Origin of the sequence: Herbihabitans rhizosphaerae, assembly GCF_004216555.1 — a bacterium.
In the GTDB taxonomy this organism is placed as follows: Bacteria; Actinomycetota; Actinomycetes; order Mycobacteriales; family Pseudonocardiaceae; genus Herbihabitans; species Herbihabitans rhizosphaerae.
In genome coordinates this window covers 113,841-133,731 of the sequence record NZ_SGWQ01000007.1, presented here as the reverse complement: position 1 = coordinate 133,731, position 19,891 = coordinate 113,841, and the positions used below count along the sequence as shown (strand labels likewise).

Genomic DNA, 19,891 nt, shown 5'->3' with positions numbered 1-19,891 from the left:
GAGGAGAGACAACGATGTCCGATCCCTGCGAACCCCGACGACGCAAACGCCGACTCGCCGCGTTAGCGATCGCCGCGCCGCTGGCACTCGCCGCGTGCACCGGCCCGAGCGCGCAGCAGCCCGGCGACACGGGTCCGATCGCCACCAAGAAGACCGATGGCCCGATGCGGATCGCCGTGGTGGCGCACGGCACGCCCGGCGACGCGTTCTGGAACGTGGTGAAGAACGGCGCCGAGGCGGCGGGCAAGGATCTCGACGTGCGCGTCGAGTACAACTCCGACGGGGACGCCGGCAACCAGGCCAAGCTGATCGACAACGCGGTCGCGCAGCAGGTGGACGGGCTCGTGGTGTCGATGTCCAACCCGGACGCGCTGCGCACCGCCGTCACCGGCGCCGTCCGCGCGGGCATCCCGGTGATCACGATCAACTCCGGTGAGAAGCGCAGCGCGGAGTTCGGCGCGATGACCCACGTCGGGCAGAGCGAGGAAGTGGCCGGCGAGGCCGCCGGCGCGCGGCTCAAGCAGGCCGGCCGCACCAGGCTGCTGTGCGTGATCCACGAGGCCGGCAACATCGGGCTGAGTCAGCGCTGCGACGGCGCCAAGCGCATGTTCGGCGACGTGCGCAACCTGCAGGTGGACATCAACAACCCGACCGACGTGCAGTCCCGGCTGCGCGGCGCGCTGCAGACCGATAGCTCGATCGACGCGGTGCTCACCCTCAACCCGCAGGCGGCGGCACTCGCGGTGACCGCGAGCAAGGGCGCCGGCTCGCGGGCGCAGGTCTCCACGTTCGACCTCAACGCCGACGTGGTGGCCGCGATCAAGGCCGGCGAGATCCAGTTCGCGGTCGACCAGCAGCAGTACGAGCAGGGCTACCTGCCGGTCGTGTTCCTGAAGCTGTACCGGGACAACGCGAACACGGTCGGCGGCGGGCGGCCGGTGTTCACCGGACCGGGGTTCGTCGACAAGTCCACTGTGGACACCGTCGGCGGCTACGCACAGCGCGGGACCAGGTGATCGGGATGAGTGTCGCTACCAAGGAAACGCTCGTCGACGAGCGGATCAGTCGACCGAGCCTGGCGAACCGGCTCATCGTCCGGCCGGAGATCGGCGCGCTGCTCGGCGCGATCGTGGTGTTCGTGTTCTTCTCGGTGGTCAGCGATCAGTTCCTGACCGCGAGCGGAGTGGCGACCTGGCTGGACGACGCGTCCACGCTCGGGATCATGGCGGTCGCCGTCGCGCTGCTGATGATCGGTGGCGAGTTCGACCTGTCCGCCGGCGTGATGACCGCGTCCACCGCGCTGGTGACCGCGATCTTCGCCACCCAGCTCGGCTGGAACGTGTGGCTGGCATTGCTGGTGTCACTGGTGTTCGCGCTCGCGGTGGGCGCGTTCAACGGGTGGCTGGTGACCCGCACCGGGTTGCCCAGCTTCATCGTCACACTCGGTACTTTCCTTGCGCTGCAAGGGTTGAACCTCGGTGTGACGCGGTTGATCACCGGCTCGGTGCAGGTGTCCGGGATGCGCGCGACGGACGGCTACGAGTCGGCCGGCTTCGTGTTCGCGTCCACAATGGACATCGGCGGCACGCCGTTCCAGATCTCCGTGGTGTGGTGGATCGGGTTCGCCGCATTGGCCGGGTGGCTGCTGGTGCGCACCCGACTGGGTAACTGGATCTTCGCGGTGGGCGGCTCGGCGGCCAGCGCCCGTGCGGTCGGTGTGCCGGTCAACCGCACGAAGATCCTGCTGTTCATGACGACCGCGGCGGCCGGCTGGCTGGTCGGGTCGATCAACATTTTGCGGTTCGCCAGCGCGCAGGCCAACCAGGGCGTCGGGCTCGAACTGCACTTCATCATCGCCGCGGTGGTGGGCGGGTGCCTGCTCACCGGCGGCTTCGGTTCGGCGATCGGCGCGGCGATCGGCGCGCTGATCTTCGGCATGGCACGGCAGGGAATCGTGTTCGCGAACTGGGACAGCGACTGGTTCATGTTGTTCCTCGGCGCGATGCTGCTCGGCGCCGTGCTCGTCAACAACACGTTCCGGCGGCGCGCGGAAAGGGTACGGCGATGACCACCACTGAACCGCTGATCGAGGTCGAGGACGTCGGCAAGACCTATGGCAGCGTGATCGCGCTGCGCGACGTGTCCACCGTGGTCAATCCCGGCGAGGTCACCTGCGTGCTGGGCGACAACGGCGCGGGCAAGTCCACGCTGATCAAGATTTTGGCCGGGGTGCACCAGCACGACTCGGGCACCTTCTCCTTCGAGGGACGGCCGGCGCGGTTCGCGTCCCCGCGCGAGGCACTGGACGCCGGGATCGCCACGGTGTACCAGGATCTGGCCGTCGTGCCGCTGATGTCGGTGTGGCGCAACTTCTTCCTGGGTTCGGAGCCGCGGATCACCTGGGGCCCGTTCGCGATGTTGGACCGCCGGCGCGGCCGAACCGTCGCGCGCGAGGCGCTCGCCGAGATGGGTATCGACCTGCGTGACGTGGAGCAGCCGGTCGGCACGCTGTCCGGCGGCGAGCGGCAGTGCGTGGCGATCGCGCGGGCGGTGCACTTCGGTGCGAAGGTGCTCATTCTGGACGAGCCGACCGCCGCGCTCGGCGTGAAGCAGGCCGGGGTGGTGCTGCGCTACGTGGCGCAGGCGCGCGACCGCGGCCTCGGCGTCGTGCTGATCACCCACAACCCGCACCACGCCTACCCGGTGGGCAACCGGTTCCTGTTGCTCAAGCGCGGGCGCAGCCTGGGCAGCTACGAGAAGTCGAAGATCACGCTGGCCGAGCTGACCCAGCAGATGGCCGGCGGCGCGGAGCTGGAGGCGTTGGAGCACGAGCTGCGGGCAGCCCAAACATGACGCGAGACGTGACACTGGAGGTACTGACCGTCGGCCGGGTCGGGGTGGATCTGTACCCGGAGCAGAGCGGCGTGCCACTGGCCGAGGTGCGCACGTTCGCCAAGTCGCTCGGCGGCACCGCGACCAACGTCGCGGTGGCCGCCGCCCGGCTCGGCCGGCGATCCGCCGTGCTCACCAAGGTCGGTCCGGACGGATTCGGCCCGTACGTGCGCCAGGCCCTCGCCGAGTTCGGGGTGTCACCCAAATTCGTTGGTACCGCGAATGACCTGCTCACCCCGGTGGTGTTCTGCGCGCTCGACCCGCCGGCCGATCCGCCGCTGCTGTTCTACCGGCTGCCGATCGCGCCGGACCTGACACTGGCCGAATCCGATGTTCCCTGGTCGACCGTGGAGAGCGTGCCGCTGCTCTGGGTGACCGGCACGGGCGTGTGCACCGAGCCGGCCCGCTCCACTCAGCGGAAGATGCTCGAGACTCGGGGGCGGCGGGCGCACACCGTGCTCGACCTGGACTACCGCCCGATGTTCTGGCCGGACGTGGACACCGCGCGCGCCGAGATCGGCTGGATGCTCGACCACGTCACGGTCGCCGTGGGCAACCGGGCCGAGGCGGAGGTAGCAGTCGGTACCGCCGATCCGGCCGAAGCCGCGCGCCGAATGCTGGACCGAGGTATCTCGCTGGCAGTGATCAAGCAGGGCGCGGACGGCGTTCTCGTTGCCACACCAGAGAGTTCCTGGACCGTGCCGCCTCGCCCGGTCGAGGTGGTGTGCGGGCTGGGCGCCGGCGACGCGTTCGGCGGGGCACTGGCGCACGGGCTGCTGGCCGGCTGGGACCCGGTGCGCATCGCCGAGCACGCCAACGCCGCCGGAGCGCTGGTCGCCGCCCGCCTGGCCTGCGCGGACGCGATGCCGACCGTCGACGAGATCGAGGAGTTGCTGGGTTGATCACCGACACACAGTGGACCGAGCTGCTGGCCACCCGCGCGACCGATCCGCACGCGGTCGCACGCGCGTACGCGGGACGGCAACGGCGCGCGAACCTGTTGTCCGGCAAGGGAACCCTGTTCCTGATCGCCGCCGACCACCCAGCACGGGGAGCACTCGCGGTGGGTGGCGACCCATTGGCCATGGCCGACCGGCGGTCGCTGCTGGAGCGGCTGCTGGTGGCGCTGGAGAACCCGGCGGTGGACGGGCTGCTCGGCACGCCGGACGTGGTGGAGGAGCTGCTGCTGCTCGGCGCGCTGCACGACAAGGTGGTCATCGGATCGATGAACCGCGGCGGGCTGGCCGGCGCCGACTGGGAGATCGACGACCGATTCACCGGATACGCCGCCGATTCGATCAGCCGCTTCGGCCTGGACGGCGGCAAGATGCTGCTGCGGCTGGTGGACACCGACGCCGGCACCGCGCCCACGCTGGAGTCCTGTGCACACGCCGTGACCGCACTCGCCGACGCCGGACTGATGGCCATGGTCGAACCGCTCCCCTATCACCGGGACGGCGATTCCCTTGTGTTGCAAGAGGATTCGGCGTCACTGGCCCGTGCGGTGACCGTCGCCTCCGGGCTCGGCGCGACCTCGGCGCACACCTGGCTGAAGCTGCCCGCCGCCGCGCCCGAGGTACTGGCCGCGACCACGCTGCCGGTAGTCGTGCTGGGAGGTGCCGCCCCGGCGGCCGATCTCGCCTCATGGAGCCGGGCGCTGACCCACCCCACCGTGCGCGGCCTGGTCGTCGGCCGCACGCTGCTGTACCCGCCGGACGGAGACGTCGGCGCCGCCGTCTCAGCCGCCGCGAAGGTGTTGGAGGACGCATTGTGAACTTGCACCGTCCACTTGGGACACTCATCGACGGAGTGGATCCAGTACTGCTGACCCCGCAGAACGCCGGCTGGACCTACACCGGCCTGCGCGTGCTGCGCCTTGCCCCCGGCGAGCGTCGCGTGATCGACACCGGCGAGTTCGAGGCATTCGTTCTGCCACTGTCCGGCGCCTGCGAAGTGGCCGCAGACGATCAGCTATTCACCCTGACCGGCCGCGACTCCGTGTTCTCGCGGGTGACCGATTTCGCCTACGTACCACGAGATGCCACAGTCGAACTGTCCACTGTGGACGGCATTGACGTGGCGCTACCGATGGCCCGGTGCACCCGCCGGCTCACCCCTCGCTACGGCCCGGCCGAGGGCGTGCCCGTGGAGGTGCGCGGCGCGGGCAACGCCACCCGGCAGGTCACCAGCTTCGGCGTGCCCGGCGTGTGGGAGCACGCGGACAAGCTGAACGCCTGCGAGCTGATCACCCCGGACGGCAACTGGTCGTCCTATCCGCCGCACAAGCACGACGAGGCGTCCGAGTGCGAGGTCGTCAACGAGGAGATCTACTACTTCCGGATCGCCGGCCGGGACGGCTTCGGGTTCCACCGCACGTACACCGCCGACGGCGAGATCGACGTGGACGTCGCCGTCCGGGACGGTGATGTTTTCCTTGTGCCACGCGGATATCACGGCCCCTGCGTGGCCGCGCCCGGTTACCCGATGTACTACCTGAACGTGCTGGCCGGGCCCGCGAAGGAGCGCTCGATGGCGTTCTGCGACGACCCGTCACACACCTGGGTGCGCGACACCTGGGCGACCCAGGAGCCCGACCCACGCTGCCCGGTCACCACCGCGGAGGGAGTGCGATGAGGCTGACCACCGCGCAGGCACTCGTGCGCTGGCTGATCGCCCAGCGCACCGAGTTGATCGACGGCACGGTCGCACCACTGTTCCCCGCCGTGTGGGGAATCTTCGGGCACGGCAACGTACTCGGGCTGGGCACCGCGCTGGAGGAGCACCGCGAGCAGATCCCCGTGTGGCGCGGGCACACCGAGCAGGGCATGGCGCTCGCCGCGGTCGGATACGCCAAGGCGACGCAGCGCCGGCAGGTCGGCGTGGTCACGTCCTCGATCGGGCCGGGCGCGCTGAACATGGTGACCGCGGCCGGAGTCGCGCACGCCAACCGACTGCCACTGCTCCTGCTGCCCGGTGACACATTCGCCACCCGCGCACCCGATCCAGTACTGCAACAGGTCGAGCACTTCGGCGACCCGACGACAACGGTGAACGACGCCTTCCGGGCCGTCAGCCGCTACTTCGACCGAATCACCCGGCCGGAGCAACTGATCGCCACCCTGCCGCAGGTGGCCCGCGTGCTGACCGATCCCTCTGACTGCGGACCCGTCGTACTCGCGCTGCCGCAAGACGTTCAGGCAGAGGTATTCGATTTCCCGGAAGCACTCTTCGAGCCGGTGACACACCACGTCCCGCGTCCGCGCCCCGACCGCCGCGCGCTGGCCGATGCCGCCGACGTACTTCGGAGCGCACGCCGCCCCCTGCTGATCCTCGGCGGCGGCGTCCGCTACTCCGCCGCCGCCGCGATCGCGTTGGAGTTCGCCGAAAAGCACGACATCCCGGTCACCGAGACCACCGCCGGCCGCACGCTCGTGCCACACGATCACCCGCTGCACGCCGGGCCACTCGGCGTCACCGGCTCGGCGTCGGCCAACACCCTGGCCGCCGAAGCGGACGTGGTCCTCGCCGTCGGCACCCGCCTGCAGGACTTCACCACCGCCTCGTGGACCGTGTTCTCCCCCGACGTCCGACTGATCACCGTCAACACCGCGCGCTTCGACGCCGTCAAGCACGGCGCCCTCGCCGTCGTGGGTGACGCGTTTGAGTGTCTTCAAGACCTACAAACCCTGGCCGACTGGTGCGCCCCCGAGACCTGGGCGACACGGGCGGCGCAGGAGCGGGCGCGGTGGGACACGCACATCGATCAACTCCGCGCGCCCGGTGGCACCCCGACCTACGCCCAAGTCGTCGGCGTGATCAACGACGCCAGCGGCCCAGACGACTACGTGATGACCGCGTCCGGCGGCATGCCCGGCGAGCTGATCGGCGGCTGGCGGAGCACCGGACCGTCCACAATGGACGTCGAATACGGCTTCTCCTGCATGGGCTACGAACTCGCCGGCGCGTGGGGCGCCGCGATGGCCCGCAAGGACGGCGTGGTCACCACACTGCTCGGCGACGGCTCCTACCTGATGCTCAACTCCGAGCTGTTCTCCGCCGCGTTCGCCGGCCACGGATTCGTCGCCGTGGTGTGCGACAACGACGGCTACGCGGTCATCGATCGCCTGCAGCGCAACCAGGGCGGCGCCGGCTTCAACAACATGTACGCCGACTGCCGCAGCACGCGCGACGCCCCACCCCGAGTCGACTTCGCCGCGCACGCCGCCGCCCTCGGCTGCGCGGTGTTCGACGTCGACGGCCTCACCGACCTGCCCACCGCCTACGCCGAGGCGCGCGACCAAGCCCGCGCCGGCCAGGTCGCCGTCGTCGTGATCCGCACCCACCCGTCGTCCTGGACCGAGGCCGGCGCGTGGTGGGAAGTCGGTGTGCCCCAGGCATCCCACCGCCCGGAGATCACCACCGCCCGAGCCGAACTGGACACCGCGAAGGCCGGTCAGCTCCGCTACCTCGGCTGACCAGCGAATGTACCGCCGCAAGTCACGATGATCGCCGAGTACGGGTGGTGATCGGCGTGACGACGTGTGACGAGGCGGCGGTGGGTTCCCGCGATGACGCGATGCCGTTGGAGGCGACGACCTATGTCGGCCGTCGCGCCGAGATCGCCGAGGTGCGGCGGCTTCTCGGGGCCACGTCGACGGTGACGCTGACCGGGCCTGGCGGGGTCGGCAAGTCGCGGCTGGCCAGGCGCGCGGTGTGCGCCGTGCGCGGCATGTTCCCCGACGGCGTGGTCGTGGTGAAGCTCGCCGAGCTGCGCGAACCCGCCCTGCTGGTGAGCACGGTCGCCGCGCGGCTCGGTCTCGGCGACCGGGCGGCGATCCCGATGGACGTGATCGTCGACCACCTGCATCAGCGGCGAATGCTGCTCCTGCTGGACAACTGCGAGCACCTGGTGGACGCCTGCGCCGGGCTCGTCGACACGTTGGTCAGCGCCTGCCCCGGCCTCGTCGTGCTGGCCACCAGCCGCCAGTCGCTGGGTGTCACCGGCGAGCGGATCATGCCGGTGCCGCCGCTGGAGGTGCCTCAGCCGGGCGGCGCGCCCGCCGACCTGGAGCGCTACGACGCGGTGCGGCTGCTGCTGGACCGCGCCACCGCCGTGGTGCCGTCGTTCGCGATCACCGAGCAGAACGCGGCCGACGTGATCACCTTGTGTCGCAAGCTGGAAGGCCTGCCGCTGGCGATCGAACTGGCCGCGGTGCGCATGCGGGTGCTGTCGGTGCGCCAGCTCATCGACCGGCTCGACAAGCGGTTCGCCGTGCTCACCGGCGGCAACCGCGGCGGGCCGAGCCGGCACGAGACGATGCGCTCGCTGGTCGACTGGAGCCACGAGCTGTGCACCGAGCCGGAGCGGCTGCTGTGGGCGCGCGCGTCGGTGTTCTCCGGCGGGTTCGACCTGGACGCGGCCGAGCGGGTGTGCTCGGGCGACGGGCTGGACAGCCGGCACGTGCTGGACGTGATCGACGCGCTGATCGACAAGTCCATCCTGGTGCGCGAGGAGTACCAAGGGCTGGCGCGCTACCGGATGCTGGAGACGATCCGGCTCTACGGCGAGGAGCGGCTGCGCGCGGCCGACGACGAGCAGCGCATGCGGCGGCGGCACCGGGACTGGTGCGTCGAGCTCACCGGCCGGTTCGAGGCGGAGTGGATCGGCCCGGACCAGGCGCGCTGGGTGGACATGCTGATCCGCGAACACCCGAACCTGCGGCGCGCGCTGGACTTCTGCGCCAGCGACCCGGACGAGGCGGCCGTCGGGTTGAGCAAGGTGCTCACCTTCAAGGAGTACTGGATCATCCGCGGGCTGACCGAGGGCCGGATCTGGCTCGACCGGCTGCTGGACGTCGCCGCGGATGACGCGCCGGGCCGGGCGCACGCGCTGTGGAGCAACGCGTTCCTGGCGCTCGTGCAGGGCGACATCGACGCCTACGAGACGCACCTCTCCGACGCCGAGCGGGTCGCCGAGCGGACCGGCGACGAGAAGGCCGTCGCGTACGTGCACCACGTGCGCGCCTACCACGCGCTGATCGGCAACGACATGCCGAACGCGGTGGAGCTGTTCGGCAAGTCCGTCGCGATGTTCCGCGCGCAGGGCGACGAGGCCGGCGAGCTGTGGTCCACCTACAACTACGGGCTGGCGATCAGCCTGTCCGGCGAGCTGGATCGCGGGCGGCGGGTGCTGCGCGACTGCATCGAGCGGCTGACCTCACGCGGCGAGGTGTTCTGGCGGTCGTGGGCGCTGTGGTCGCTGGCCGCGGCGGAGTATCTGCGCGGCGACGTGGACGAGGCGGCCAAGGCCGGCTTCGAGGTACTGCGGCTGCAGCGGCGGGTGCACGACCGGGTGATCCTGGCGTTCGCGGTCACGGTGCTCGCCGGGTGCGCGGCGCACAACGAGCAGCCGCGCCGGGCCGCACGGCTGCTCGGCGTCGCGGCGACCGCGTGGCGCTCGTTCGGCGCCTCGCCGCGCAACTACGCCGCGTTCGTGGAGCCGGTGGTGTCCGACACCGAACTGGTCGCCGGACGGCTGGGCTTCGATCAGGCCGCCAACGAGTTCGCCCTCGGCGCCGCGATGCCGGCCGAGGAGGCGATGGCCTACGTGCTCGCCGACGGGGAACCCGCCGAGGAGACCGCGCCGAAGAACGCACAGGGCACGCTCACCCGCCGGGAGAACCAGATCGCCGAGTTGGTCGCCGAGGGTCTGACCAACAAGCAGATCGCGGAGAAGCTCGGCATCGCGCGGCGCACGGCCGAGTCGCACGTGGACCACATCCTCACCAAGCTGTCGTTCACCAACCGGGCGCAGATCGCCGCATGGGTGGCTTCGCGCAGGAACTAGTGGTCTTTTCCGGAAAGACCACTGGGGAAGACCACTCGAAGACCCGCTGAAGACCGGCCGCCCGCAAGCTCGTCGGCATGAACTGGACGACATCGCCCATCGCTCGAGCCGCCGGGTGGATCCTCGGCGGCGCGCTCGCGATGGTCGTGCTCATCACGCTGATCGGACAGGGCCAGGAGCCGCCGCCGCGCACCGGAACCAGGGTGCCGGTCGCCGTGCCACCCACTCGCACACCGGTGCCGCGACCCCCGGTGGTCGTCGCGCCGCTGCCGCCCCCGGTGGCCCCGCCTGTGGTCACACCGCCAGTCGTCCAACCCGTGCGGCAGACCGTCAACCGGAAGCCGGCGCCGCGTCCGATGGCGCCGCCGCCACTCGAGAAGATGATCAAGCGGCAGATCGCCGACGCGCTGCGCACCGCTCGGATGGCCACACCGAAATTCGCCCGCCACACGTTGTGGTTCGGCTGAACAAGACAGGGAGACTCGATGTTGTTCGCGTTGCTCGGCCCGCTGCGGATTCGCTCCGGCGGGGTCGACGTCGAGATCGGCGCCGACAAGCCGCGCGCCGTGTTGACGGTGCTGCTGTCGGCCGCGAACACCTGGGTTCCGACCGAGGCGATCATCGACGCGGTGTGGAGCCGCGAGCGGCCGCCGTCGGTGCGGGAGAACCTCAAGACGTACGTGTGGATGTTGCGCGGCAAGCTGCCCGGCCGGATCGAGGGCCGGCCCGGCGCGTACCGGATTCTGGTGGCGGACCGCGAGCTGGACACCTGGCAGTTCGAGCAGTCCTACTTCGCCGCGCGACAGTTGCTCGCCAGCGCCCAGCACGCCGCCGCGAGCGGGAGGCTGGCCGACGCGCTGCGGATGTGGCGCGGCGAGCCGTTCACGCCGATCGACACCGAGCCGGCGCGGGCCGAGGCGGACCGGCTGATCGAGTTGCGGTGGCAGGTCCGGGAGGCGCTGGCCGATTCGCTGCTGGCGGCCGGTCGTGCCGCCGAGGCGATCAAGGAGCTGCGGGTGATGCTCGCCGAGGACTCGCTGCGCGAGCTGATCTGGTACCGGTTGCTGGTCGCGCTGGATCTCGACGGCCAGCGGTCCGAGGCGCTCGCCTCCTACCACCGCGCCCGGCGGGCACTGCGGATCGAGCTCGGCGTGGAGCCCGGGCCGGAGCTGCGCGGCGTGTACGAACGGCTGCTCACCTCCGGCGGACGGGTGCCCGCGCTGACCGGCTGATGGGTTCTACCGAGCGGGTCAGCGCCGCCAGTCGTACCACTGCGTGCCGGCGGCGATCCCCGCGTCGATGAACGACTGCGGGTTGACCGTCCTCCGGACCGGCTGCTGGGTCGTGACCGGCGCCGGCTTCTGGGCCACCGGTTTGGTGGCCGTGCGCAGCTGGGAGTTGATCTGCTGCGTGACCGGTGACTTCGCCTCCTGCGCGGGCGGGGCCGCGGGTGGTGCGGCCGGCGGCGGTGCCACCACGGGCGGAGCGACCGGAACCGGTTCGGGCTCGGCCGCGACCGGGGCGTCGATCGCCGGGCCGGCCGGTGCGGAGTCCTGGCCGGAGGGTGCCTGTTCGCCGGAGGACTCGGTCCCGCCGCGCGCGTCCGCGTCGAACCAGTTGGTCGGCCCGGACGAGGCGGTGCCGGCCGCGGCGGCGGCGAGCACGGCGGCGGCCGCGGCCACCGATCCGGTCGCGCCGTACCGGCCGGGCAGCACGAACCGGCCGCGCTCGATCGGTGCGGCCTCCTGGATCGCGCACAGCGGCGCGAGGACGGCGATCAGCTCGGCAAGTCGCTTGGCGTGCGTGCGCTGGCCGTGCTCGGCGGCGTAGTGCTGCGCGGCGACGACGTTCGGGTGTTCGGCGGCCAGCCACGTCCGTGCCTGCTTGCGGGTGTGCACGTCGGGCAGGGTCAGCGCGGTCCGGCCGCGGTCGCGGACGCGGTGCGTGCTCTCCCGGTCGAGCCGGTCGGCCACGGCGGTCGTGGCGTGCAGGTAGAAGTCGAGTACGCGGTCGATCGCGGCCTTGCGCCGGCGGCCCGACTCGTCCCGGCGTGCGGCGACACCGGCGTACGAGCGCACCAGTTCGGGCATCCGGTAGCGGCCGGATCCGGAGACCAGGTGCACCTCGGCGAGGCGTTCCAGCAGCCGTTCGGCGTCCTGCTCGCGGACGCCGGCGAGTGCGGCGGCGGCCAGCGTGTCGACCTCGGGTACCGGGCAGACGCCGAGCAGCCGGAACATCCGCTGTGCCGGGTCGTCCAGCCGGAGGTAGGACGCCTCGATCCGGGCGGCCACCTCGATGTCGTCGGTGCGCAGTTCGTCCAGCGGGTTGGCGGCCAGCCGGTCGGCGAACTGTTCCAGCGTCCACTGCCGGTGGCGGCGCAGCCGGTTGCCCGCGACCCGGACGGCCAGCGGGAGGTGGCCGCACTTGGCGGCGATTCCGGCGAGTGCCGCGGTGTCGCGTGCCCGCTCGTCGTCGAGCACGCGGGACAGCAGCGCGACGGAGTCGGACTCGGGCATCGGCGAGAGCGTGATCGTGTGCGCGCCGTCCAGCCCGGAGAGCCGGTGCCGGCTGGTGACCAGCACCAGGCAGGAGCCGCTGGCCGGGAGCAGGGCGCGCACCTGGTCGACGTCGGTCACGTCGTCCAGGAGGACGATCGCCCTGCGGCCGGCCATGCGTGCGCGCCACTGTGCGGTGCGCGCGTCCTGGCCGTCGGCGATCGAGGGAGTGCCGAGTGCGTCGAGGAGGGTGCGCAGTGCGTCGGTGACGCCGGATCCGCGTCCGGTGCGGTGGCCGCGCAGGTCGACGTGCAGTTGCGCGTCGGGGAACTCGCCGGCGAGCAGGTGGGCGGCGTGCAGCGCGAAGCTGGTCTTGCCGACGCCGACGGTGCCGTCCACGACGACGACGAGCGGCACGGTGCCCTCGCCGGTGTGGGTCGCCGCGCGTAGTCGCAGGTCGCGGAGTTCGTCGCCGCGCCCGGTGAAGTCGGAGACCTCGGGTGGCAGGAAGTTGGCCGACCGCTGCGTGGTCGCCTCAGCGGTGGGCTCTTCGTCCTCGGTGAGCAGGATCCGCTCGTGTAGCCGGCGCATGTCCGGGCCTGGTTCCATGCCCAGCTCGTCGACCAGGACGCGGCGGGCGTGCGCGAACGCGTTGAGTGCCTCGGCTCGGCGGTCGGCCCGGTGCAGGGCTTCCATCAGGCGGCACCAGAGCGGTTCGCGCAAGGGGTCTTCGGAGAGGCAGGCGCGCAGGATGCCGATGGCCTCGCTGGTGCGGTCCAGTGCGAGGAGTGCTTCGGTCAGCCCGTCGCGGGCGTCCCAGCGCAGTTCGGTGAGACGGGCGGCTTCGGGTGCGGCGAAGTCGACGGCGGTGCCGCCCAGCGAGGCGAAGGGTTCGCCGCGCCAGAGGTCCAGCGCGCGGGTGAAGGTTTCGACGGCGGCGGCGTGATCACCACGGGCCTGTTCGGTGCGGGCGGAGGCGATCGCGTCGGTGAACACGCGCGAGTCCAGCTCACCACGGCCGATCACAAGCCGGTAGGCACCGGGCCGGCCCTCCACGGCGGCCTCGGTGCCGGTATGGGTGAGCACCTGGCGGAGTTGCCAGATCTTGTGCTTCACCCCGCGCCGTGCCGAGGCGGGTGGAGCTTCGCCCCACAGCGCGTCGATCAAAGTGTCCAGCTCGACCCAGCTGCCGGCCCGTGCCAGGAGCACGGACAGCAGTGAGCGGAGCTGGTCGCCGCTGATGCCGACCGGCGCACCGCTTCGGTCGCGCAGTTCCAGCGGACCCAACACGCGATAGATCATCGTCGCTCCACGAGGTCGCCCGCAGTGTTCTTGAACGCAGGGCACCCTCCCTGCGTCGGATCTCTCATAGTGCCAGTTGGAGCAAGCGGGAACCAATCCCGCCGCGCATCGATCACTCGGCCGATACCACGCAAAGTCAGAACGGCGGGTCGTCCGGCGGCATGTCGTAGGTTCGGCCGAGTGGACTAGTCATGAGGTAGTGGCCGGGTTTGGGTTGTTCGACGGTCCATCCGTTGTCGTGTTTGGCGTGGTGGTGTTGCGGGCAGAACATCCCGAGGTTGTCGTCGCGCGTCTGGCCGCCGTTGTCGTAGGCGATCGTATGGTCGATCTCGCAGACGCTCGCGGGTCGGTGGCAGCCGTGAAACCGGCAGGTCTTGTCCCGCACCCGGACGTGTTCGGCCAACGCCGCTGACGGATACCGTTTGCGGCCGACGTTGAGCACGGTGTGGTCGATCGGGTCGGTGAGCACCCGCTGCCACGTCGAGTGCTGATCAGCCAACTCCCGGCAAGCCTGTGCGGTGAGCGGCCCGTACCCGTTGAGTTCGCCGGGCTGGTCAGAGATTCCGGCGAGCACGGTGGCCGGCACCGTCACGTAGACCACCACCTTGCGGCGGCAGTTGTCCTTACCCAGCAACAAATCCAACGCCACATCCGCCCGAATCTGGGCCAACGTGCGGTCATCGCCGGCGCGTTTGATCTGCCGCGCACACCGGTCAATCAACTGGAACGCCGCCATCGTCCGATCAGCGGACCCGAGGATCAACAGCTCCCCCATGCCATCGTCAAGCGGCTCGTGATGCACCGCCCGTTCCCGCAGCCGCACCTGACGGCGACGTTCCGCACCCTCCGGATCAACCTTCACCACCTGACGGCGCGCACGGTCCACCAACTGCTTATGGGTCCTCGACTCACAATCCCGCAACACAGCGGTCTCCACAGCGCGGGTCTGCTCGTCATCCAACGCGGACACGATGTGGAGAATCTTCTCCCCGGTGTACCCGTCGAGCTGACCCTTCTCGATCGCGGTCACGGTGTCGGGCAACCGCGCCACCAGGTTCCGCGCGGTCTCGATCCGGTAGTCGGCTTGCGGTTGATCCATCGTCAACGCGGCGGCCAGCTCCACGCTGGCCATGCCTGGCCTGCCGTCATCCCGAGCCGGATAAGCCCGCCCAAACTCATCAAGTAAACGGATCATGCGCCCGTCGATCTCCCGCCGCATCCGCTGCAACGCGACGATCTCGTCAAGCACATCCCCAACCGTTTCGAACATATGTTCGAGTCTATCGGATCGCGAACCCGAAAAGCGTCACCCGACCAGGTGAAACCCCGGGGCCGATCACCGTTCCGGAGGCGGCGCGGTACGGGCAAAAGGCAGGCGGAGCCTGCCCGTAGCGCCAGCCGTTAGGGCCGATCGAGGCTCACAAGTCCAGGGCGAGCGAAGCGAGTCGCGAAGCGACGCCGAAGGCGCCCTTGACTTGTGAGAATCGGCCCGCACAATACCGCGCCGCCGATCACCCCAAGCCCCAACGCCGATCACCAAGTGCCACCCCAGAAACGTGTTCAGCCCAAAGCGTTACACCGGAGAGACTAAGACCGACCAGAAGAACGTGTCCGCAGACGAAGACGCACCACGCGTGTACCCGCGACGCCCCGTCCTAGGCTGGCTAGCCCTCGGCGGCGGCGCACTCCTCTTCGGCACCAGCAGCGACGCCGCGCCCGATGCCGCCCGCATAGCCGGCCTCGCCGCCATCATCCCGCCCGGCGGCCACCTCGCCGTCCGCGCCCAAGACGGCCTCCTCGTCAGCCTCTCCCTCACCAACCTCGAAGTCCGCACCAGCCGCCCACCCAAACTCGCCCTCCGCAACCCAGCCTCAGACGGCCTGGTGACGATCACCTTCCCCGCTCAAAGCCTCTTCGAACGCGCCGTCTTCGACAACGGGAGCGGACCACCCACCCCCGAGCGCCCCATCGAAACCCGCCTGTCCGCACCGAGCCGCATCGTCGTCCGCATCCCCGCCGGCAGCGCCCCCATCGACTACGACCTGCCCACGCTGCTCGATCTCGCCAAGTACCCGCTCGCCGTCAGCCCGTTCGCCAACCAGCGCCCGCCCGGCTCCCCCGAGCCGACCACCGAGCCGCCCCAGAACGTGACCGCGATCGAAGCACCCTGGCGCCTCATCCTCTCCCCCGAAGGCACCGCCGTCTTCACCGCCGCCCGCACCCCGGTCACCCGCAACGGCCGCACCGAACTGTGGCACGCGAGGGCCACCACAAGCGGCCAGACGCCCGGCCAACTGCCGATACGCGCGATCTGGACACCGGACATCACCAACCCGCTCGACCCGAACGACTGGGCCGCCAAGGCGGAGTCGGCCTCGCTCACCCCGGACCACCGCAAGCAGATCGTGCGCAAGTCGACCACGGAGAACCCGGCACAGGCGTCGCTGCTGCTGGTCTCGCCGATGGGCACCTCACTGGACCTGGAAGCGGTCTGGACGTCCAACGGGCTGATCGGCTGGCGGCACCTGTCCTGGCTCGGCCGCGACAACTACGTCAAGACCGAGGAGGCCGGATACCTGTTCCCGTTCGGCTTCCCGGCGACACTGCTCTCGATCACCGAGCGGGTGTTCAAGGACGGCCTTGCGTTTCAGCGCAAGCGGTTCTTCATCGTGGTGCGCGTGCCGACCGTGGACTACCCGGCCGGCCTGCAGACCTTCGCCGGCCGCGCGCAGCCGTTCACCGGCGCGGCCACGTCCACGATCGTGTCACCGCCGTTGGCCGAGCTCCCGCAGAATGACCGCTTCGTCAGCGTGCTCGGCGCGAACGGCGCGCCGACCGAGCTGCGGTACCAACTGGCGCTGACCACGAAGGACGGCCGGACGGTGAGCGCCGACCTGCCGATGATCTGGGTCGACGACACCACCGGCGAGAACCCCGGCAACCTCGGGACGACGATGGCCGCCTACGCCGCCGCCGAGGAACCGCTGCGGACGCTGAACCTCGGCGGGCAGAAGGTCGGCTTCGTCGAGCCGAAACCGCCGGAACCCGGTGTGCCACAAGAAGATCGGGCACTCCCCACGACCGCGATGCTGATCTCCGCGCGCCTGGCCACCAAGGAGGACGGCGACCGGCTGGCCGCGTTCCCCGACCTCGTGCACGCCGACGTGCACGTGGAGGAACTGGACGCGTTCAGCGGCCCGGCCAAGGTCATCACGCGGCTGTCCTACGAGCCGGAGATCTACCTGGACAAGGGATTCGGTGGCAGCGCGAACCCCGGCGACGTCTGGGCGAAGGTGGCCACGGTCGCGCCGCCAGGGTTCGCCGCGCAGGCCGTCGACCCGCTCCAGTTCGCCCTGTCGCAGGCGGCCGGCGGCGGCATGGCGGCGCCCAAGTTCGCGGTGGACGCGCTGTCCCGGGTGCACGGCACGGTCACCGACCTGACGAACATCGCGCAGAACAAGTTCAACCCGGAGGAGTACTTCGACCTCCAGGACACCGCGATCAAGCTGCTCGGCGCGATCCCGCTGCGCGAAGTGATCGAGATCGACGACGCGCCGAGCCTCCCGAGCGACCAGAACATCCCCAAGATCACCACCAACCGGATCGGCGACGACACGGTGGAGACCGTCGTCACCTGGAAGCCGAAGCTCAAGGCGGTCCCGGTCGGCACCGGCAAGCTGTGCACGTTCGAGCCGGCGACCACCGACCCGGACCGGCGGCTGCACCTCGAGGTCAAGATCACCGCGTCCGCCGACGGCAGCACCACGTCGGTGGTGCGCGGTGAGCTGAACAACGCGGCGCTGGTCTTCGTCGAGATGATCAGGCAGCCGATCGACCGGCTGCGGTTCGAGAGCCGCGACGGCGGCAAGCCGTCGATAGACCTGAAACTGGGCACTCCGGAGTTCAAGGGCGATCTGCGGTTCCTCAGCAGGCTCAAGGACCTGCTGCCGGCACTGCCCGGCGGCGTGAAGATCGACACCACGCCGACCGGGGTGAAGGCGGGGCTGACGCTCGCCGTGCCGTCAGTGCCGATCGGTGTGGTGCTAGTGCAGAACCTGGCCGTCGGCGTGCTGTTCGACCTGCCGTTCAACGGCGATCCGGCCAGGCTGTTCTTCTCCTTCGGCACCCGCGAGGCGCCGTTCCGGTGCACCGTGATGGCGCTCGGCGGCGGCGGGTTCCTGACCATCGGGCTGAGCGTGAACGGCGGCCCGCCGGCGATCGAGGGCTCGCTGGAGTTCGGCGCGGCCGTGGCGATCGACCTCGGCGTGGCCAGCGGCTCGGTGTCGATCATGGCCGGGATCTACATCGCGTTCGGCCCGAAGACCAATGACAAGAACGAGTTCGTCGGCAACACGATCGTGATCACCGGGTTCATCCGGGCGGTCGGCGAGCTGAGCGTGCTCGGCCTGATCCACATCTCGCTCGAGTTCTACCTCGGGCTCACGTTCAAGAAGGAAGGCACCGAGGAGGGCCGGGTCGAGGGCGAGGCCACGCTCAAGGTGCGGGTCGAGGTGTTCCTGTTCAGCACGTCGGTCTCGGTGACCCTGCGCAAGGAGATCGGCTCCGGCGTCGACCCCAGCTTCGGCGACCAGATCTCCGCCTCGGACTGGTCCTCCTACTGCGCCGCGTTCGCCTGAGGGGACGGAACATGCCGCACTTCATCGAGACGTTCCTGGTCACCGCGCTGCCCGAGGGCGCGACCGGCACCCGGCTGCGGCTGGCCGTGCTGGTCAGCCCGCGCCTGACCGCGGAGGCCGCCACCGAGGGTGAGCCGCTGCCCGCCTCGGCACCGCTGAGCGACTGGCCGGACGCGCGCGCCTGGCCCACCATCCGTCCACAGTGGATGGTCAAGATCACGCAGGGATCGACCACCGCCGAGGTTCCCGCCGTCGAGATCACCGGGGACTACGACACGCAGACCTGGGACGCGATCTTCCCGGGAACCATGCCGACCACGCCGTACCAGCCGCCGGTGAACCCGCGGGGCGCGACCAACGCCAGCTACCTGCCGGCCGTGGCGACGTTCCCGGTCGAGTCGATCCGCAACGCCGTCGCCGACCTGCATGTGCGCGTGCTGCGCGACTTCCGCACGGTGTTCCCGCTGCTGACCGAGCTGCGCGAGTTGACCCAGTTCAAGCCGATCCTGGGCGCGCTGGTGCCGGAGCTGCTCACCGAGGTGCTCAACACGCAGCTCGCCGGCAAGCCGGTCGCCGACACGCTGAACCGCGTGTTCGCCCAGCTCGACCTGTTCCACGGCGCGCGGCCCGGCTCGGCGCTGCCGCCGCCCACGGTCACCGCGGTCTCCCCCGGCGCCGGCCCGCCGGCGGGCGGCACGCTGGTCACGGTCACCGGCACGCGGTTCATCCCGGACGCCACCGCGGTCGCGTTCGGCACCAAGGCGGCCACCTCGATCACCGTGCTGGGCGAAACGACGCTCACCTGCCGCTCGCCCGGAGGGGTTTTCGGCGAGCAGGTCGACGTCGTCGTGCGCACCCCGGGCGGGACCAGCGAGCCGTCCACCGCCGCGAAGTTCGCCTACCTGGTGCCGCCCACGGTGACCAAGGTGGACAAGAACCGCGGCCCGGCGGCCGGCGGCACCACGGTCACGGTCACCGGCACCAACTTCGTCGCCGGCAACGGGCCGGACGGCAAGCCGAACACCACGGTCGCGTTCGGCGAGGCGCAGGCCACCGCCGTGTCGGTCGGCAGCGGCGGCACGTCGCTCACCTGTGTCACCCCGGAGGCCGGCGACGAGCTGGTGGTCGACGTCGTGGTGACCACCAAGGGCGGCTCCAGCCCCACCTCGGCCGCCTCGAAGTACACCTACGTGCCGGCGCCGGCGATCACCGTGGTGACGCCGGCCAGCGGACCGGTCGCCGGCGGCCAGACCGTCACGATCACCGGCACGAACCTCGCCGGCGCGACGGCCGTCGAGTTCGGCGACGTGCCGGCCACCGTCGGCACGGTCACCGCCACCTCGCTGACCTGCACCGCGCCGGCCGGCGCGGTGGGCACCGTGCACATCACGGTCACCACCGACGGCGGCACCAGCGCGGAGTCGGATGCCGACGAGTACACGTTCCTGGCCCGGCCCACGGTCACCGCGCTGAACCCGAACACCGGCCCGATCGCCGGCGGCACCACGGTCACCGTCACCGGCACCAACCTGGCCAGCGCCACCTCGGCCCGGTTCGGCACCGGCGCGCAGCTCCCGGTCACCGAGGTCGCCGCCACCTCGCTCAAGGTCGTCTCCCCTGCGGGCGCCGCCGGAGACGTGCACGTGGTCGTGCGCACCACGCTGGCCGGCGACAGCACCGAGACCACCGCCGACCTGTTCACCTACACGGAGTGACCC

The 19,891-nt window shown here is 70.6% G+C and carries 15 protein-coding genes; 12 read left to right on the top strand and 3 right to left on the bottom strand.

What is annotated here, in order from left to right:
• Nucleotides 1-14 precede the first annotated feature (14 nt).
• The 10 genes from EV193_RS21070 to EV193_RS21025 all read left to right on the top strand — a co-directional run bounded on the left by EV193_RS21070 (nt 15) and on the right by EV193_RS21025 (nt 10,971).
• The gene (locus EV193_RS21070; RefSeq protein ID WP_130345921.1) at nt 15-1,016 is read left to right on the top strand and encodes a sugar ABC transporter substrate-binding protein; all 1,002 of its coding nucleotides are present in this window, start codon (nt 15-17) and stop codon (nt 1,014-1,016) included.
• Between the two features lie 5 nt (nt 1,017-1,021).
• Nucleotides 1,022-2,068: an ABC transporter permease gene (locus tag EV193_RS21065; protein ID WP_130345920.1), complete on the top strand. Its 1,047-nt coding sequence runs from the start codon at nt 1,022-1,024 to the stop codon at nt 2,066-2,068.
• Nucleotides 2,065-2,853 (top strand): ATP-binding cassette domain-containing protein, encoded by a 789-nt coding sequence (locus tag EV193_RS21060; RefSeq protein WP_130345919.1) that lies wholly within the window; start codon nt 2,065-2,067, stop codon nt 2,851-2,853. The genes EV193_RS21065 and EV193_RS21060 overlap by 4 nt, the downstream gene beginning before the upstream one ends.
• Nucleotides 2,850-3,794: a 5-dehydro-2-deoxygluconokinase gene (iolC, locus tag EV193_RS21055; RefSeq protein WP_165401441.1), complete on the top strand. Its 945-nt coding sequence runs from the start codon at nt 2,850-2,852 to the stop codon at nt 3,792-3,794. Before EV193_RS21060 ends, iolC begins: the two co-directional genes overlap by 4 nt.
• Nucleotides 3,791-4,666 carry a Cgl0159 family (beta/alpha)8-fold protein gene (locus EV193_RS21050; RefSeq protein ID WP_130345918.1) on the top strand — a complete coding sequence of 292 codons (876 nt, stop codon included), beginning with the start codon at nt 3,791-3,793 and terminating at the stop codon, nt 4,664-4,666. The genes iolC and EV193_RS21050 overlap by 4 nt, the downstream gene beginning before the upstream one ends.
• Nucleotides 4,660-5,526, top strand: coding sequence for a 5-deoxy-glucuronate isomerase (gene iolB / locus EV193_RS21045; protein ID WP_130346095.1), 867 nt, complete (start codon nt 4,660-4,662; stop codon nt 5,524-5,526). Before EV193_RS21050 ends, iolB begins: the two co-directional genes overlap by 7 nt.
• Complete coding sequence (gene iolD / locus EV193_RS21040) at nt 5,523-7,367, top strand: 3D-(3,5/4)-trihydroxycyclohexane-1,2-dione acylhydrolase (decyclizing) (protein ID WP_130345917.1); 1,845 nt, start codon at nt 5,523-5,525, stop codon at nt 7,365-7,367. Before iolB ends, iolD begins: the two co-directional genes overlap by 4 nt.
• A 56-nt stretch (nt 7,368-7,423) precedes the next feature.
• Nucleotides 7,424-9,739 carry an ATP-binding protein gene (locus EV193_RS21035; protein ID WP_242613546.1) on the top strand — a complete coding sequence of 772 codons (2,316 nt, stop codon included), beginning with the start codon at nt 7,424-7,426 and terminating at the stop codon, nt 9,737-9,739.
• Between the two features lie 77 nt (nt 9,740-9,816).
• Nucleotides 9,817-10,206: a hypothetical protein gene (locus EV193_RS33440; RefSeq protein WP_165401435.1), complete on the top strand. Its 390-nt coding sequence runs from the start codon at nt 9,817-9,819 to the stop codon at nt 10,204-10,206.
• Nucleotides 10,207-10,224: 18 nt separating this feature from the next.
• Nucleotides 10,225-10,971: an AfsR/SARP family transcriptional regulator gene (locus tag EV193_RS21025; protein WP_130345915.1), complete on the top strand. Its 747-nt coding sequence runs from the start codon at nt 10,225-10,227 to the stop codon at nt 10,969-10,971.
• 18 nt (nt 10,972-10,989) lie between these two features.
• On the opposite strand, the gene EV193_RS21020 is transcribed toward EV193_RS21025, so the two are convergent.
• From EV193_RS21020 to EV193_RS34475, 3 genes are all read right to left on the bottom strand, one after another.
• Nucleotides 10,990-13,536 (bottom strand): AfsR/SARP family transcriptional regulator, encoded by a 2,547-nt coding sequence (locus EV193_RS21020; protein ID WP_130345914.1) that lies wholly within the window; start codon nt 13,534-13,536, stop codon nt 10,990-10,992.
• 136 nt (nt 13,537-13,672) lie between these two features.
• On the bottom strand, nt 13,673-14,806 hold the full coding sequence (locus EV193_RS21015) for an HNH endonuclease signature motif containing protein (RefSeq protein WP_130345913.1): 1,134 nt from the start codon (nt 14,804-14,806) through the stop codon (nt 13,673-13,675).
• Nucleotides 14,807-15,200: 394 nt separating this feature from the next.
• Complete coding sequence (locus EV193_RS34475; protein WP_278044204.1) at nt 15,201-15,323, bottom strand: hypothetical protein; 123 nt, start codon at nt 15,321-15,323, stop codon at nt 15,201-15,203.
• Nucleotides 15,324-15,419: 96 nt separating this feature from the next.
• On the opposite strand from EV193_RS34475, the gene EV193_RS21010 reads away from it, so the two are divergent.
• Together EV193_RS21010 and EV193_RS21005 are read left to right on the top strand one after the other, a co-directional pair.
• Nucleotides 15,420-18,173 (top strand): hypothetical protein, encoded by a 2,754-nt coding sequence (locus EV193_RS21010; RefSeq protein WP_207222731.1) that lies wholly within the window; start codon nt 15,420-15,422, stop codon nt 18,171-18,173.
• 11 nt (nt 18,174-18,184) lie between these two features.
• A complete protein-coding gene (locus EV193_RS21005) occupies nt 18,185-19,888 on the top strand; it encodes an IPT/TIG domain-containing protein (RefSeq protein ID WP_130345911.1) in 1,704 nt (567 codons plus the stop codon).
• The last annotated feature ends 3 nt before the right edge of the window (nt 19,889-19,891 follow it).